Annotated in this window: 11 protein-coding genes; 5 read left to right on the forward strand and 6 right to left on the reverse strand. The window is 67.5% G+C overall.

From position 1 onward, the window contains the following. Positions 1–3 precede the first annotated feature (3 nt). Positions 4–750: a basic secretory protein-like protein gene (locus tag ACZK08_RS16265; protein WP_277381078.1), complete on the forward strand. Its 747-nt coding sequence runs from the start codon at positions 4–6 to the stop codon at positions 748–750. 155 nt (positions 751–905) lie between these two features. On the opposite strand, the gene ACZK08_RS16270 is transcribed toward ACZK08_RS16265, so the two are convergent. Beyond that, entirely contained in the window at positions 906–3,197 is a 2,292-nt protein-coding gene (locus ACZK08_RS16270; RefSeq protein ID WP_065175119.1) for an NADP-dependent malic enzyme, read from the reverse strand. Between the two features lie 230 nt (positions 3,198–3,427). Next, positions 3,428–4,771 (reverse strand): dicarboxylate/amino acid:cation symporter, encoded by a 1,344-nt coding sequence (locus ACZK08_RS16275; protein ID WP_053517411.1) that lies wholly within the window; start codon positions 4,769–4,771, stop codon positions 3,428–3,430. A 331-nt stretch (positions 4,772–5,102) separates the two neighbouring features. Here ACZK08_RS16275 and ACZK08_RS16280 point away from each other — a divergent pair, with 331 nt between their 5' ends. Both ACZK08_RS16280 and ACZK08_RS16285 read left to right on the forward strand, forming a co-directional pair. Next, positions 5,103–6,272: an OprO/OprP family phosphate-selective porin gene (locus ACZK08_RS16280; RefSeq protein ID WP_478452272.1), complete on the forward strand. Its 1,170-nt coding sequence runs from the start codon at positions 5,103–5,105 to the stop codon at positions 6,270–6,272. Between the two features lie 68 nt (positions 6,273–6,340). Further along, entirely contained in the window at positions 6,341–8,986 is a 2,646-nt protein-coding gene (locus ACZK08_RS16285; RefSeq protein ID WP_065181725.1) for a hybrid sensor histidine kinase/response regulator, read from the forward strand. 312 nt (positions 8,987–9,298) lie between these two features. Here ACZK08_RS16285 and ACZK08_RS16290 read toward each other — a convergent pair whose 3' ends face one another. The 4 genes from ACZK08_RS16290 to ACZK08_RS16305 are packed head-to-tail and all read right to left on the reverse strand — an operon-like array spanning position 9,299 to position 13,132. Next, positions 9,299–9,946 (reverse strand): response regulator, encoded by a 648-nt coding sequence (locus ACZK08_RS16290; RefSeq protein WP_053517414.1) that lies wholly within the window; start codon positions 9,944–9,946, stop codon positions 9,299–9,301. Positions 9,947–10,006: 60 nt separating this feature from the next. Next, a complete protein-coding gene (locus ACZK08_RS16295) occupies positions 10,007–11,062 on the reverse strand; it encodes an ABC transporter substrate-binding protein (protein WP_053517415.1) in 1,056 nt (351 codons plus the stop codon). Then, the gene (locus ACZK08_RS16300; protein WP_065181726.1) at positions 11,059–12,450 is read right to left on the reverse strand and encodes a sensor histidine kinase; all 1,392 of its coding nucleotides are present in this window, start codon (positions 12,448–12,450) and stop codon (positions 11,059–11,061) included. The genes ACZK08_RS16295 and ACZK08_RS16300 overlap by 4 nt, the downstream gene beginning before the upstream one ends. Next, positions 12,443–13,132, reverse strand: coding sequence for a response regulator transcription factor (locus ACZK08_RS16305; RefSeq protein ID WP_065181727.1), 690 nt, complete (start codon positions 13,130–13,132; stop codon positions 12,443–12,445). The genes ACZK08_RS16300 and ACZK08_RS16305 overlap by 8 nt, the downstream gene beginning before the upstream one ends. A 323-nt stretch (positions 13,133–13,455) precedes the next feature. Between ACZK08_RS16305 and ACZK08_RS16310 the strand changes: the two genes are divergently transcribed. Then, positions 13,456–14,595 carry an OprO/OprP family phosphate-selective porin gene (locus ACZK08_RS16310; protein WP_065175123.1) on the forward strand — a complete coding sequence of 380 codons (1,140 nt, stop codon included), beginning with the start codon at positions 13,456–13,458 and terminating at the stop codon, positions 14,593–14,595. Between the two features lie 73 nt (positions 14,596–14,668). Beyond that, complete coding sequence (locus tag ACZK08_RS16315; RefSeq protein WP_053517450.1) at positions 14,669–15,997, forward strand: CitMHS family transporter; 1,329 nt, start codon at positions 14,669–14,671, stop codon at positions 15,995–15,997. Positions 15,998–16,001 lie beyond the last annotated feature (4 nt).

Genomic DNA, 16,001 nt, shown 5'->3' on the forward strand with positions numbered 1-16,001 from the left:
CCCATGCGCATTCGCCTACTGCCCCTTGCACTTGCTGCATTCACCCTGCCCGGCATTGCGCTGGCCCAGCCGTCGCAGAGCCGGGCCTTGGATGGCCAGTTCACCCGCGAAGGCATCACGTTGCACTACCAGGATGCGACCGGTGCGCTGGCCGCACCGGCACGCCAGCGCATCGTCGATACGTTCTATTCCGCCTACCTGCGCGAACGGGCGGACTTCCACCCGGCGGCACCGGCCGAGGTGCACATCGTGATCGATCCGGCCTACGACGGCGTCGCCTACGTCGGCGAGAAGGACAAGGCGAGCACCATCACCATCAACCCGGGCTGGCTGGTGAAGCACCCCGATGACATCGACCTGGTGACCCACGAGGCGATGCACATCGTGCAGGGCTACCCGAGCTACGGCGACACGCGGGTACCGGGCTGGCTGGTGGAAGGCATCGCCGACTACGCCCGCGACCGCTACGGCACGGACAATGCCGCAGCGGGCTGGGCGCTGCCGGAAAAAGTGGGCAAGGGCCAAAGCGTGGAAAGCGGCTACCGGGTAACCGGGGCCTTCCTGAAATGGGCCGAAGCTGGACACCCCGGCCTGGTGCTGGCGCTGGACAAGGCCCTGCGCAACGGCCAGTACACCCTGGCGCTGTGGCAGCAGCACACCGGCAAGGGCCTGCCGGCGCTATGGGCCGAGTACGCCAAGCCGCGTTCGGATGCCCCGCCGCCGGCACCGGCACGAGGCGGCAAGCGCTGACCGGTAGCGCCGGGCCATGCCCGGCGGAATGCCTGATTTGCCGCGCTGCGCGCTCGCCGGGCATGGCCCGGCGCTACCCGATCCGGTTTCCGCTGTGCGGAAACAGAAACGCGCCCCGTGGGGCGCGCTTCTGCAGCTGTCGCGGGAACGAAGGATTACGCCTTCTTTTCCGCTTCCAGCTGCTTGCGGATCTGCGCATCGACCGCAGCGATGGCGGTCATGTTCAGGATGCGGCGCGAGGTCGCGCTGGTGGTCAGGATGTGCACCGGCTTGTTCACGCCCATCAGGATCGGACCGATCGCCACGCCATCGGTGAACACACGCACCAGGTTGTAGGCGATGTTGGCCGCTTCCAGGTTGGGCAGCACGAACAGGTTGGCGCGACCCTGCAGGGTGGAACCCGGCAGCAGTTTCTGGCGCAGCGCCTCGTCCCAGGCGGTATCGCCCTGCATCTCGCCGTCCACGTTCAGGCGCGGATTGCGCTTGAGCAGCAGCTCGCGGACCTGGCGCATCTTCAGCGCGTCCTTGGAATCGTGGCTGCCGAAATTGGAGTGCGACAGCAGCGCCACCTTCGGTTCGATGCCGAACAGCTTCATGCGGTACGCGGCCTGCAGGGTCGCCTCGCAGATCTGCTCGGCACTGGGATCTTCCTGCACGTGCGTGTCGACGAAGAAGAACACGCCCTGCTGGTTGATGACGCCGGTCATCGCCGAGGTCGAGGTGACCTTCGGCTCCAGCGGCAGCACGCTGCGGACATAACCCAGCTTCTTGTGGAAACGGCCGACGATGCCGGTCAGCATTGCATCGGCTTCGCCACGCGCGACCATCACCGCGGCGATCAGGGTCGGCCGCGAACGCATCAGGTTCTTCGCCGCCGCCACGGTGACGCCGCGACGACCGGTCAGCCCGTGGTAGTACTGCCAGTATTCGTTGAAGCGCGGATCGTCATTGATGTTGGTGATCTCGAAGTGCTCACCGGCCTTCAGGCGCAGGCCCAGGCGCTCGATGCGCGCTTCGATCACGTCCGGCCGGCCGATCAGGATCGGATGTGCGAGCCCTTCATCGACCACGTTCTGCACCGCCTGCAGCACCACTTCCTCTTCGCCTTCGGCGTAGACCACGCGCTGCTTGTCGGTGCGTGCACGGTCGTACACCGGCTTCATCATCAGGCTGGTGCGGTAGACGAACTGGGCCAGCTTGTCACGGTAGGCGCCCATGTCGGCGATCGGCCGGGCGGCCACCCCCGAGTCCATCGCGGCCTGGGCCACGGCAGCGGACAGCTCCACCAGCAGGCGGCGGTCGAACGGCCGCGGGATCAGGTACTCGCGGCCGAAGCTCGGGGTTTCACCGCCGTAGGCCGAGCCCATGTCGGTCGCAGCGCGGCGTGCCAGCGCGGCGATGGCGCGCACGCAGGCGATCTTCATTTCCTCGTTGATCGCGGTGGCGCCCACGTCCAGCGCACCGCGGAACAGGTACGGGAAGCACAGCACGTTGTTGACCTGGTTCGGGTAATCCGAACGGCCGGTGCCGATGATCGCGTCCGGACGCGCCGCACGCGCCACTTCCGGCATGATTTCCGGGGTCGGATTGGCCAGTGCGAAGATCACCGGGTCCGGCGCCATGGTCTTGACCATTTCGGCGGTGAGGATGCCGGGCGCCGACAGGCCCAGGAAGATATCCGCGCCGTCGACGATCTCGGCCAGGGTGCGCTTGTCGGTGTCGCGTGCGTAACGCTGCTTTTCCGGGTCCAGATCGGTACGACCGGTGTGGATCACGCCCTCGCGGTCGAACGCCAGGATGTTCTCCGGCTTCAGGCCCAGCTGCACCAGCATGTTGACGCAGGAAACGCCCGCCGCGCCCATGCCCGTGGTCGCCAGCTTCACCTCCTCGATCTTCTTGCCGGTGATCGCCATGGCGTTCAGCACCGCCGCGCCGACGATGATCGCCGTGCCGTGCTGGTCGTCATGGAACACCGGGATCTTCATGCGCTCGCGCAGCTTGCGCTCGACCACGAAGCATTCCGGCGCCTTGATGTCTTCCAGGTTGATGCCGCCGAAGGTGGGCTCCAGCGAGGCGATGATGTCGACCAGCTTGTCCGGATCAGTTTCGTCCACTTCGATGTCGAACACATCGATGCCGGCGAACTTCTGGAACAGCACGCCCTTGCCTTCCATCACCGGCTTGCCGGCCAGTGCGCCGATGTTGCCCAGGCCCAGCACCGCGGTGCCGTTGGAGATCACCGCCACCAGGTTGCCGCGGGCGGTCAGCTCGCTGGCCTGCTGCGGGTCGGCCTTGATTGCTTCACAGGCGTACGCCACGCCCGGCGAGTACGCCAGCGACAGGTCGCGCTGGGTCAGCATCGGCTTGGTCGCGGAGACCTTGATCTTGCCCGGCGGGGACATCCGGTGGTAATCGAGGGCGGCCTGTTTGAAATCTTCGTTGGACATCGACGTTGGATACATGAATGGGCAAGAGGGACAGGGGATCATACCCCCGTTGGGGCGCCCGGACCTGTCGCTATCCTGTCGCAGGCATGCTGCGACCGCACAATTCCCTGGCGTATGCGACAACCTGGAGCCACCAGCTTCGGCGCTGCCCATGACAGCCATGGGACGCCTTGAAACGCCGCGGGGCCGCACCACTCACGTGACCGGCCCCGCGGTACCACACACCTGGATCAGCCCTTGGCGGGCAGTGCCTCCGGCACGGCATCGACCGGCGGCGGCAGTTCGCTTTCGCGACCATCCAGCGCCAGCTTCAGGCGGTCACGGTCCAGTGCGCCTTCCCAGCGCGAGACCACCACCGTGGCCACGGCATTGCCGATGAAGTTGGTCAGCGAGCGGCATTCGCTCATGAAGCGGTCCACGCCGAGGATCAGCGCCATGCCGGCCACGGGCACTTCCGGCACGACGGCCAGGGTGGCCGCCAGGGTGATGAAGCCGGCACCGGTGACGCCGGCCGCGCCCTTGGAGCTGAGCATGGCGACCAGCAGCAGCGCGATCTGGTGGCCCAGGGTCAGTTCGGTGTTGGTGGCCTGGGCGATGAACAGCGCCGCCAGGGTCATGTAGATGTTGGTGCCGTCCAGGTTGAACGAGTAGCCGGTGGGAACCACCAGGCCCACCACCGACTTGCTGCAGCCGGCGCGCTCCATCTTCTCCATCAGCGACGGCAGCGCCGACTCGGACGAAGAGGTACCCAGCACCAGCAGCAGTTCGGCCTTCAGGTAGCGCGCCAGCTTGAACACCGAGAACCCGCACAGGCGGCAGACCACGCCCAGGATCACCGCCACGAACAGGAAGGCGGTGATGTAGAACGAGCCGACCAGCCAGGCCAGGTTGATCAACGACCCCACGCCGTACTTGCCGATGGTGAAGGCGATCGCGCCGAAGGCACCGATCGGAGCAGCCTTCATCAGCATGTGCACCAGCTTGAACACCGGAGCCACCAGCGCTTCGAGGAAGTTCTGGATCGGCTTGCCCTTCTCGCCGACCGACGCCAGCGCGATGCCGAACAGCACGGCCACGAACAGCACCTGCAGGATGTTGCCGTCCACGAAGGCGCTGATCAGCGTCTTCGGGATGACATCCATCAGGAAGCCGACCAGGGTCAGGTCATGCGACTTCTCGACGTAGCTGTGCACCGCGGTCTGGTCCAGCTCGGCCGGGTTGATGTTCATGCCCGCGCCAGGCTGTACCACGTGGGCCACGATCATGCCCACGACCAGCGCCAGCGTGGAGAAGAACAGGAAGTAGGCCATGGCCTTGGCGAACACGCGGCCGACCGTGCGCAGATGGGTCATGCCGGCAATGCCGGTGACGATGGTCAGGAAGATCACCGGCGCGATGATCATCTTCACCAGGTTGATGAAGGCATCGCCGAGCGGCTTCATCTTCTCGCCGATCAGGGGTTCGTAATGGCCGAGGATGGCGCCCAGGACGATCGCCACGATCACCTGGAAGTACAGCTGGCGGTAGATCGGCAACGGCTTTGCAGGCGCCGGGGCAGCGGTCGGGATGTGCATGGCGGACTCCGGGGAAGGGCGTTTTCAGGCACGTATGGCCCCGGAACTGCATGGGAGCCGATACCGTGGAAGCTGGTCACCGCCCCCTCGCTCCACGCGCAGGGTGGCGACCAATGGACGCCTTTGTACGCGCCGGGCACGCCAACGCAGATAACCTATTGGTACTAGCCCCCCGGTTCAGGTGGCCGGGATGCCTACACTGGCCCGGCATCGCACCGCGCCGGGAGGCCGGTGGCGCGGGCTGAACGGCCCGCGGCGTCCCTGCCCAAGTTCCGGCCCCGGCGGCCGTTGTTGTCCTGACCCTACGCAATCCGAGAGAGCCGCACCCAACATGCGCCCCATTTCCACCCTGCTGGCCCTGTCGCTGGCCGCCCTGCCCGCCTTCGCGTCCGCTGCCGATTTCGACAACTGGCCGACCAAGTACGCGTTCGGCGACGGCACCGAGCTGGCGGCCACCGCCAACATCGCCTACGACTACAACGATTTCTCCTCCGGCAGTGGCCTGGACGATGACGACGCCGTGCGCCGCAAGGAATTCGGCGCCACGCTGAAGAAGAAGGGCGTGTACGACGCGATGGTGTACTACGACTTCCAGGCCGACACCTGGCTGGACGTGTTCCTGCGCCTGGAGAGCAAGGCCTTCGTGGGCCGCGACATCGGCCGCTTCCGCTTCGGCTACATGAAGACGCCGGTCGGCCTGGATGCCAACACCTCCTCGCGCGCCGGTAGCTTCCTGGAGACCGCGCTGCCGGTGCAGGCGTTCTACGCCGGCCGCCGCACCGGTGTGGAATGGGTGCTGGAGCGCCCGCAGTACCTGCTGCAGGCCGGTGCCTACGGCGGCAAGGACCTGCAGGGCGACAACCCCGGCACCACGCAGGCGGTACGTGCGGTGTGGACGCCGGTGAAGGCGCCTGGCGATGTGATCCACCTGGGCCTGGCCTACTCGCAGGAAAACCCGCGCGGCTACCGCGATGGCCGTGACGTCCATCACGAGGCCAGCGCACGGTTGCGCGCGCGCCCGGAAGCCGGCCTGACCGACATCCGCTACGTGGATTCCGGCGCGCTGGTGACCGCCGACCAGATCCGCCGCACCGGCCTGGAAGGCATCTGGATCCGTGGCCCCTTCTCGCTGCAGGCCGAAGCGCTGCAGGCCACTGTCACCCGCAACGACGGCAAGCCCGACTACACCGGCCACGGCCAGTACGCGATGGCCAGCTGGGTGCTGACCGGCGAGTCCCGTCCGTACAACGCCGGCGCCGTGGCCAACATCAAGCCCGCCCACGACTACGGCGCGGTCGAGCTGGTGGCACGCTACAGCCGCCTGGATCTGGACGACGGCAGCATCCTGGGGGGACGTCAGCACGACCTGACCCTGGGCGCGAACTGGTACCTGACCAGCCATTTCAAGTTCCAGGCCAACTACGTCAAGGTCGATGCCAGCCGCCGCGGTGTGCACAGCACCCCGGAGATCTTCGAACTGCGCGCACAGATGCACTTCTGATCCGCGCCACGGTGCGGAATCCGGCGGGCATGCACGTCATGCCCGCCCTCACTGCGTAGACTGCCGCCATGTACTGGCTCGGCCGCCACCGGATGCTGCTGCTGACCCTCCTCGCGCTGGCCGGAGGCACCGTGCTGTGCGCGATCGCGGCGGGCCACTACGCGTGGCGCAGCGCCCTGGCGGCCGAGAGCACGCAGGTCCAGCGCCAGCTGCAGCTGTACGGCCAGGGCCTGCAGCAGCGTATCGACCGCTTCGGCACCCTGCCGCAGGTGATGGCACTGGACCCGGACCTGCTGCGCGTACTGCGCACGCCGCCCTCGCCCGCCGAGCGCCAGCAGCTGAACCTGAAACTGCAGCGCGCCAACCAGGTCACCCGAACCTCTACCCTGACCCTGGTCGGCCGCGATGGCGTCGCGGTCGCGGCCAGCAACTGGGACCAGCCGACCACCAACGTCGGCGAGGACTACAGCTACCGGCCCTATTACCAGCAGGCCCTGGCCCACGGCCGCGGCCGCTTCTACGGCATCGGCATGACCACCGGCGTGCCCGGCTATTTCATGTCCGAGGCGATCGTCGACGACCGCGGCCAGCGCATCGGCGTGATCGTGATCAAGATCGAGCTGTCGGCGCTGGAACAGGAGTGGCTGAACAGCCCGGACGTGGTGCTGGCCAGCGACAACCATGACGTGGTGTTCCTGTCCAACCGCGATGCCTGGCGCTACCGCCTGCTGCGGCCGCTGGGCGCGGACGAGCGCCGCGAGATGCTTGATGCCCGCCAGTATGCCGACCGCTCGTTGCAGCCCCTGCGGGTGCGTACCGAGGATGTGCTGGCCGATGGAGGCCGCATGGTGCGCCTGCTCGACCCGGTGCTGCCACAGGCGATGCTGTGGCAGAGCCTGGCGCTGCCCGACGAACACTGGAACCTGCATCTGCTGCACGATGCCAGTGCCGCCACCAGCGCCGGACGCGGTGCCGCCCTGGCCGGCGCCGCTGCGTGGCTGGCGTTGGGGTTCCTGCTGCTGTTCGTGCAGCAGCGCCGGCGCCTGGCCCGGCACCGCCAGCGCAGCCGCAGCGAACTGGAAACCCTGCTCAAGCAGCATGCACAGGAACTGCGCACCGCCCAGGACGGATTGCTGCAGGCTGCCACCGATGCCGACAGCGGCCTGAGCCGCAGCCTGGAGCACCTGCCGCAGGGCGTGGTGATCATTGATCGCGAACAGCGCCTGGTCGCCTGGAATTCGCGCTATCTGGAACTGTTCCGCTTCCCGCCGGGGCTGGTCCGTGTCGGCCGGCCCATCGAAGAGCTGTTCCGCTACAACGCACGCCGCGGCCTGCTCGGGCCGGGGCCGATCGACGAGGCCATCGAGCGTCGCCTGAACCACCTGCGCAGTGGCCGCCCGCACATGCGCGAGAGCGAAAAGGACGATGGCACCGTTCTGGAGATCCGTGGCAATCCGCTGCCTGATGGCGGCTTCGTCACCAGCTACGCCGACATCACTAGCTACAAGAACGCTGCACGCGAACTGCGGTCACTGGCCGATGCGCTGGAACACCGCGTGGCCGAGCGCACCCATGACCTCGACGAGGCCCGCCGCGAAGCCGAACAGGCCAACCGCTACAAGACCCGTTTCGTCGCATCCGCGGTGCACGACCTGCTGCAACCGTTGAACGCCGCGCGCATGTTCGTCTCCGTGCTGCGCGGCAAGCTGACCGACCCCGCGCAGCAGCAGACCACCGACCACATCGATGCCGCACTGGCCGCGCAGGATGCCATCCTCAACAGCCTGCTCGACATCGCGCGACTGGAGTCAGGCAGCCTGCCCACGCGCGTGCATGCGTTCCGGCTGGGCCCGCTGCTGCAGACGCTGGCACGCGAGTTCGGCATCGCCGCGCAGACACGCGGGCTGGTCGTGGACTGGGTGGATACCCGCGCGGTGGTGGTCAGCGACGAAGCACTGCTGCGCCGCATCCTGCAGAATTTCCTGTCCAACGCACTGCGCTACAGCGAGCGTGGCCGGGTGCTGCTCGGCTGCCGCCGGCGCGGAGACCAGTTGTGGATTGAAGTGCATGACCAGGGCCCCGGCATTCCTGATGCGCTGCAGGGTGAAATCTTCGAGGAATTCCGCCGCCTGCACGATGGTCACCAGCGCGGCGCCGGCCTGGGCCTGGCGATCGTCGACCGTATCGGCCGCCTGCTCGGCCATCCGATCCGCCTGCGCTCGCAGCTGGGGCGAGGCAGCGTGTTCGCAGTGGGCGTACCTCTTGGCGATGCCAACGCGATTCCCGCTGTTGCGCAGGCACCGGCGCTGGCACAGGAACCGGCGGCGGACAATCCGCTGCGCGGCCGCCGCGTGTGGGTGATCGATGATGATCCGCATGTCTGCGCAGCCAGCCGTGCCCTGCTGGAGCGCTGGGGATGCGAGGTGGTGCTGGCCGATGGCCCCCAGGCCGCGCTGCAGCTGGCCGGCGTGGAATCCGTGCCGGAACTGGTGCTGCTGGACGTTCGCATGGGCGACCATCACGGGCCGGTGCTGTACGAAGTGCTGGCCGAGCACTGGCAGGCACGGCCGCCGGTGGTGCTGGTGACCGCCGAGCGCGACGCAGGACTGCGCGAAATGGCGGCCGAACGTGGCTGGGGCATGATGGCCAAGCCGGTGAAGCCGCCGGCGCTGCGGGCGCTGATGAGCCAGTTGCTGATCCGCCATCGCGGGTGATTCCAGCCAACGGCGCAGCCCCTCGCGGGTGGCACGTAACGCAGTTCATGGTTGAGGCCGGGCAGGTTCCTTATTCGTCCACCCACGTGGAAGAAAAAGAAGATCAAACGCGGGTCGCGACGCCGCGCGTGCTCGTGTAGAGCCGAGCCCATGCTCGGCTCCACAGAAGGCGGCCTGACAGGCTGCTTTTGCTTTTGATCTTTTCCCTTTTCCGTGGGTGGCAGGCCACCGAAATCTGTCAGAGATCGGCCGGGTTGGGTTCGCGGGGGCGTCCGCCGCATGGATGCGGCAGCCAAGCCTCCAGGGACGGATTCACGGCGCTCCCGCATCACCTTCCGGCTCAAGCGCCTTCACCAGCACCGCGGCCTGCGTGCGGCTGTGGCATTCGAGCTTCTTCAGGATCGCGGTGACATGCACCTTCACCGTGTTTTCGGCCAACCCCAGCGTGTAGGCAATCTGCTTGTTGAGCAGGCCATCGGCCAGGCACAGCAGCACCCGGAACTGCTGCGGTGTCAGCTGCGCCAGACGGCTGGCCAGCAGTGCATCGGCCTCAGAACGCTCGGCCGCCATCGCCGGGAACCACAGGCCACCCTCCAGCACCGCCGTCACCGCCTCGCCAATGGTCTCGGCGGGCGCCGACTTCGGGATGAAACCGGCTGCGCCGAACTGCTGCGCGCGCCGGATCACCCGGGGATGATCGTTGGACGACAGGATCACCACCGGAATGTCCGGATGCGAGCCACGCACGTGCAGCAGCGCGGAGAAACCGTGGGCACCGGGCATGGTCAGGTCGAGCAGCACCAGGTCCACGTCAGGATGCGCATCCAGCGCCTCGGCGAGCGCTTCGGCACTGGCCACCTCGCGCACCTGGGCAAGCGGCAGGCTCTGCCGCAATGACTGCACCACCGCCGAACGCAGCAACGGGTGGTCATCGGCGATCAGGATGGTGTATTCGCTCATGCGGCCATTGTACGGGCAGCGCACTGCATCCGCCGGGCATGGCCCGGCGCTACCAGGGCATCAGCGCCCCGCCGGCTCCACGCTGCTGCGCCAGGCATCGAGGAACTGGCGCCGCTTGAGCGCGTCCAGGTAGACCAGCAGTCCCGGCCCGAGCTGGATCGGGCGTCGGCTGCGACCGGGCGCATCATCGCGCCGGGCATCGCTGCGCACGATCGGCATCAGCCGCGCCTCGCGCGACAGCACCTGCTGGCCACGCGGCGACAGCAGGTAATCGAGGAAACGCCGCGCCTCCTCCGGATGCGGACCGGTGCGCGGGATCACGGCCGTGCGCAGCACCACCAGCGTGTAGTCCTCCGGCTCGATGATGGCCAGTGGCGCGCCGGCATCGATGCGCGCCTGCGCGTACGAGCCGAGCACGTTGTAGACCAGCGACAGCTGGCCGCTGGCAACCTTGTCCAGCAGCACCCCGGTGCGCTCCTCGCGAACCACCTCGTTGTCGCCGAGCGCCCCGAGCAGCGCACCGGCAATACTGCCACGCTGCGCATCCTGCGTGGCCAGCAGGTAGCCCACACTGCTGCGTTCGATGTCGTAGGTGCCCACCCGTCCGCGCAGGGGCGCGCCTTCCGCGCGCAGCAGGTCCAGCAGCTGCCGGCGTGTATGCGGCACCTTGGCAGCAGGCAATGTGCGCGTGTTGTGGACCATCACCACCGGCTCGTAGCTGATCCCGAATGCCTCGCCCCGCCACTGTGCCCAGGCCGGCAGCGCCGCGGTCTGCGCCGAGCGGTGTGGCAGGGCATGACCGTCATTGACCAGCTTGGTCTGCAGGTCCATGCCGCTGGAGATCAGCAGATCCGGCGACGCAGGGCTGGTGCGGTCCTGCAGGTAACGCGCGTACAGATCCTGGGTGATGATGTCCTCGTACACCACTTCCGTGCCGGGATGCAGCCGCTGGTAGTCGGCGATCACCACCGCGAACACCTCGATGTCGGTGGTGCCGTGGATGCGCAGCTGGGCAGTGGCGCTCTCACGTGCGGGGAAACGGCGCACATCGCCGGGTGCAGCCTGCGCAGGCAGAGCCAGCAGCAGCGCGATGACGGCGGCAAACAGGCGGATCATGGGTTGCTCCGGGGCAGGCGGATGGTGGCGATCAGCCCCCCCTGCGGGCGGTTGCTGAGGTCGATATGGCCTGCATGGCTGTCGATCACGCGTTTGACGATGGCCAGCCCCAGGCCGGCGCCACCGGATGGCACGCCTTCGCCACGGGCGAATCGCTCGAACACCCGTTCGGCGTCGGCCGCGGCGATGCCCGGGCCGTGGTCGGCAATGGTCAGCACCGCCTGGCCGCCCTCGACCGTCAGTGCGATCTGCAGCGGACCATCGCCGCCATACTTCAACGCATTGTCGACCAGGTTCTTGATCGCCTCGCGCAGCAGCAGCGCATCGCCGTGCACATGCACCTGCTCGGAAGTGACGGCCAGCTGCACGCGCGGCGCGGGACCGGCCTGCGGCAACGCATCGTGCAATGCCTGGTGCACGGTTTCTGCCAGATCCACCGGCGCGAACCGCTGCAGATGCGAACGGTGGATCACGCTGGCATCGCTGAGCAGCTGGTTGAGCAGCCGGCTCATGTGCGTGGCATTGCGCTCGATGGCCTGCAGGCTGCGCCGCATGTCCTGCGGGTCGTCATCATCCAGCGCCAGCTGCGCCTGCGCGCGCAGGGCGGCCAGCGGGGTACGCATCTGGTGCGCGGCTTCCGCCATGAACGCGCGCAGGGTCTCGTTGCTGCTCGACAGCCGCTCCATGAAGCGGTTCAGCGCCGCCACCATCTGGTCCATCTCACGGGGCACACGTGCATCCAGCGGCTTCAGGTCCGACGGTTCACGGCGCGAGAGTTCGCGTTCCACCCTCACCAGTGGCCGGAATGCACGGTGTACACCGAAGGCGACCAGCGCCAGCAGCAGACCGGACAGCACACCGATCGCCAGCAGCGACCGGTTGACCATGTCCTGCGCCACCGCCTCGCGCGCGCGCCGGGTCTGGCCGACCTGCACCAGCACCTCGCCCTGCGCGGACGCAGCAGCGAAGCTGCGGCCCACCACCACGAAGCGCACGGTCTCACCGCTGTAGCGCGCATCGAAGAACTGCGGTTGGCTTCCCGGGCGCCGGGGTGGCACCGGCAGGTCGCCGTAGCCAGTGATCAGCGTGCCGCGACTGTCCGCGACGCGGTAGAACACCCGGTCCTCCGGCGCCATCGCCAGCAGGTCGAGCGCCGCGTACGGCAGGTCGACCTGCCATTGGCCATCGGCCAGCGCCACCGAATCGGCGATGGACAGTGCAGAGGACGCCAGCAGGTGATCGTAGGAGCGATTGGCCGCACGCTGGCCGTAGTCGCGTGCGGCAAACAGCAGGGCGACTGCGAACACCGCCAGCAGCGCACCCAGATACAGCAGCAGGGTCCGCCGCAGCGAACCCGGCGCGGCCGCTGCCGGGCGCGCGTCAGCCATTGCTGTCCACGCCTTCGTCGCGGGCCTCGAGCAGGTAACCGACGCCGCGCACGGTCGTGATGCGCAGCGGCGCGTCGGCGAGCTTCCTGCGCAGGCGGCCGACATAGAGCTCGATCGCGTTCGGCCCGGCCTCGTCATCGAAGCCGAACAGGCCGTTGCCGATCTCATCCTTGCCGACCACGTGGCCCAACCGGCCGACCAGGATTTCCAGCAGACGGTACTCGCGGTTGGGCAGCTCGATGGGCTCGCCATCCAGGGTGACCCGATGCGCAGCATTGTCGAACTGGAAGCCGCCCACCTGCACCACCTCACTGGCCTGACCGCGGGCCCGTCGCAGCAGCACGCGGCAACGCGCCTCGAACTCGCGGAAGTCGAAGGGCTTGCCGAGATAATCATCGGCACCCACGTCCAGCGCCTGCACGCGGTCCTCGATGCCGTCGCGCGCGGTCAGCATCAGCACCGGCGTACTGTCGCCGCGCTCGCGCATGCCGGCCAGCACGCGTAGCCCATCAAGCTTGGGCAGGCCGATATCCAGCACCACCAGATCGAAACTCTGGTAGCGCAGCACGCTTGCGGCGGCCAGGCCATCGGCCTGCCAATCCACCGCGTGCCCACTGCGGCGCATGCGACGGATGATCGCATCGGCCAGATCCGGGTTGTCTTCAACCAGCAGCAGGCGCATGGGGACAAGCGTGGGAGGGGAAGCGAATGCTACCGCATGGCGCCCGGCCTGCCCGCCGGGCATGGCCCGGCGCTACCCGGCGTCGCGGGGGGATGGATGGACCGGCGCGACCGGGCAGCCTGCACGGGGGTAGCGCCGGGCCAGCCCCGGCGAGCGCAGCGGCCGCTTTTACGCTGCAACGCACAAACCGCTGACAGGCGGATGACAGCTTGCGCGACCCAGACTGCGGCCGCGCACCATCCGGTGCCCACGATTGCCGCGCGCCTGGCGCGCACCTGGGAGGGTTTGTGGAATTCACGTTTGCCTGGCCGCGTTCCGCCGCCATGATGGCCCTGGCTGCGTTGGCCGCGCCGGCCTTTGCCGCCGATGATGAGCGGCCGGTCACCGCCACGCTGGGCGGTCGCCTGCATCTGGACTTCGCCACGTTCGACAATGACAACCGCGGTACGCCGAACAAGGATGACACCGAGATCCGCCGCGCCTGGCTGGATGTCTCCGGCAGGTTCTTCGTGGTTGACTACAAGATGGAAGCCGACTTCTCCGGCGACCGTGTAGAAGCCAAGGACGTCTACCTGGCACGCAGCTTCGGCAAGGCCGGCAAGCTGACGGTCGGCCAGTTCAAGCAGTACTTCTCGCTGGATGACCGCACCAGCTCCAACTACGGCAGCTTCCTGGAGCGCGGCAATGCCGGTACCACGCTGGCGCCGCTGTACCGGCTGGGTGCCTCGTGGCAGGCCAATCCGGGTGACTTCACCTGGGCCGCCAGCGTCTACAGCCTGGAGAGCATCGATGCCTGGCAGGTGAAGGGGCGCGCCGCCGGCGGCCGCGTGACCTGGGCGCCCTCGCCCAGCGACGGCGATGTACTGCACCTGGGCCTGTCGCTGGCCCGTGAGGCGTACGACAACCCTGGCGCCAACGGTGTGCCGGCACTGCGCATCCGCCCGCGCCCCGCCGGCCATCTGTCCGATGAGAGCCGCCTGACCCTGGTCGATTTCTCCGCAGGCCGCGATACCGACGTCAACAAGTGGTCACTGGAGTACGCCCAGGTCCGCGGCCCGTTGTCATGGCAGGGCGAGTTCAGCGGTGCGACCTTCGATGACGGCGCCCAGCGCGGCGACGTCATGGCCGGCTACGGCATGCTCAGCTGGTTCGTTACTGGCGAGAGCCGCGCCTACGACCGCAAGACCGGCCGCTTCGCACGGGTGAAGGACATCCGCCACAAGGCCGGTGCCTTTGAAGTCGCGCTGCGCTACGACCGGATGTGGGGCGCGCAGCACCTCGACGGCGCTCCCGACCTGCGCCGCGGCAGCACCGAAGCCTGGACGCTCGGCGGCAACTGGTACCTGCGCGACAACCTGCGATTCATGCTCAACGTCATCGAAAGCCGCAACCGTGACCGCCTGGCCGGGATCACGGTGGACCGCACGCGCGCCGTGACCGGCCGCCTGCAGTACGACTTCTGAGCCTCTTCCGCGCCCCCCTCCGCACCCGCCCCTCCCTTTCCCACGTCCTGTTTTCTCAAGGAGTCCGCAGATGATGCTGAGCATCCTCGGCTTTGGCATGGTCATTACATTCATGTACTTGATCATGAGCAAGCGGCTGTCACCGCTGGTGGCCCTGATCACCATCCCGATCCTGTTCGCGCTGATCGGTGGCTTTGGCGCAGGCATCGACGAAATGATGCTGGAAGGCATCAAGAAGATCGCGCCGACCGGCGTGATGCTGATGTTCGCCATCCTCTACTTCGGCGTGATGATCGACGCGGGACTGTTCGATCCGCTGGTGCGGGTGATCCTGCGCTTCGTCAAGGGCGATCCGATGAAGATCGTGCTCGGCACCGCCGTGCTGGCGATGCTGATCTCGCTCGATGGCGATGGCTCGACCACGTACATGATCACGGTCTCGGCAATGCTGCCGCTGTATCAGCGGCTGGGCATGAACGCGCTGAACATGACCTGCGTGACCATCCTCGCCGGTGGCGTGATGAACCTGACTCCGTGGGGCGGCCCGACCGCACGCGCCGCCACCGCACTGCACGTTGATCCTGCTGATGTGTTCGTGCCGCTGATCCCGTCGATGGTGATCGCCTGCGCGGGCGTGCTGCTGCTGGCGTGGTACCTGGGCCTGAAGGAACGCCGCCGGCTGGGCGTGGTGACGCTGCCCAAGGGCGGCAGCTGGATGGACAGCAGCGTGTCCGACGACAGCAATGCGCTGCCGACGGTCGAGGATGCCGAGGACATCAAGCGGCCCAAGCTGCTGTGGGTGAACCTGGTGCTGACCCTGGTCCTGATGACCGCGCTGATCGTCGGCGTGCTGCCGATGCCGGTGCTGTTCATGGTCGGCTTCGCCATTGCCCTGGTGATCAACTACCCGAACCTGGCCGAGCAGCGCCGTCGCGTGGTCAACCACGCCGGCAACGTGCTGTCGGTGGTGTCGCTGATCTTCGCGGCGGGCATCTTCACCGGCATCCTCAACAACACCGGCATGGTCGAGGCGATGTCGCACAGCTTCCTGGCGGTGATTCCGGATTCGTGGGGCCCCTATCTGGCGGTGATCACTGCCGTGGCCTCGATGCCGTTCACCTTCTTCATGTCCAACGACGCGTTCTACTTCGGCGTGTTGCCGATCCTGTCCGAAGCCGCTGGCAACTACGGCATCACGCCGGTGGAAATGGCCCGCGCCTCGCTGGCCGGCCAGCCGGTGCATCTGCTCAGCCCACTGGTGCCCTCCACCTACCTGCTGGTGGGCCTGGCCAAGGTCGAGTTCGCCGACCACCAGAAATTCACCCTGAAGTGGGCCATCGCCATCTCGCTGCTGTTGATGGTCGGCAGCCTGCTGTTCGGCCTGTATCCCCTCGCCGCCTGATCCC

The organism is Stenotrophomonas sp. 112478_Sma, assembly GCF_056479905.1.

Bases quoted from the DNA above. Each gene is read 5' to 3' on its own strand.
- ACZK08_RS16300 (WP_065181726.1), bottom strand. From the start codon at position 12,450: ATGGCTGACGCGCGCCCGGCAGCGGCCGCGCCGGGTTCGCTGCGGCGG.
- ACZK08_RS16305 (WP_065181727.1), bottom strand. From the start codon at position 13,132: ATGCGCCTGCTGCTGGTTGAAGACAACCCGGATCTGGCCGATGCGATC.
- ACZK08_RS16270 (WP_065175119.1), bottom strand. From the start codon at position 3,197: ATGTCCAACGAAGATTTCAAACAGGCCGCCCTCGATTACCACCGGATG.
- ACZK08_RS16265 (WP_277381078.1), top strand. From the start codon at position 4: ATGCGCATTCGCCTACTGCCCCTTGCACTTGCTGCATTCACCCTGCCC.
- ACZK08_RS16310 (WP_065175123.1), top strand. From the start codon at position 13,456: ATGATGGCCCTGGCTGCGTTGGCCGCGCCGGCCTTTGCCGCCGATGAT.
- ACZK08_RS16295 (WP_053517415.1), bottom strand. From the start codon at position 11,062: ATGATCCGCCTGTTTGCCGCCGTCATCGCGCTGCTGCTGGCTCTGCCT.
- ACZK08_RS16315 (WP_053517450.1), top strand. From the start codon at position 14,669: ATGCTGAGCATCCTCGGCTTTGGCATGGTCATTACATTCATGTACTTG.
- ACZK08_RS16290 (WP_053517414.1), bottom strand. From the start codon at position 9,946: ATGAGCGAATACACCATCCTGATCGCCGATGACCACCCGTTGCTGCGT.
- ACZK08_RS16280 (WP_478452272.1), top strand. From the start codon at position 5,103: ATGCGCCCCATTTCCACCCTGCTGGCCCTGTCGCTGGCCGCCCTGCCC.
- ACZK08_RS16285 (WP_065181725.1), top strand. From the start codon at position 6,341: ATGTACTGGCTCGGCCGCCACCGGATGCTGCTGCTGACCCTCCTCGCG.
- ACZK08_RS16275 (WP_053517411.1), bottom strand. From the start codon at position 4,771: ATGCACATCCCGACCGCTGCCCCGGCGCCTGCAAAGCCGTTGCCGATC.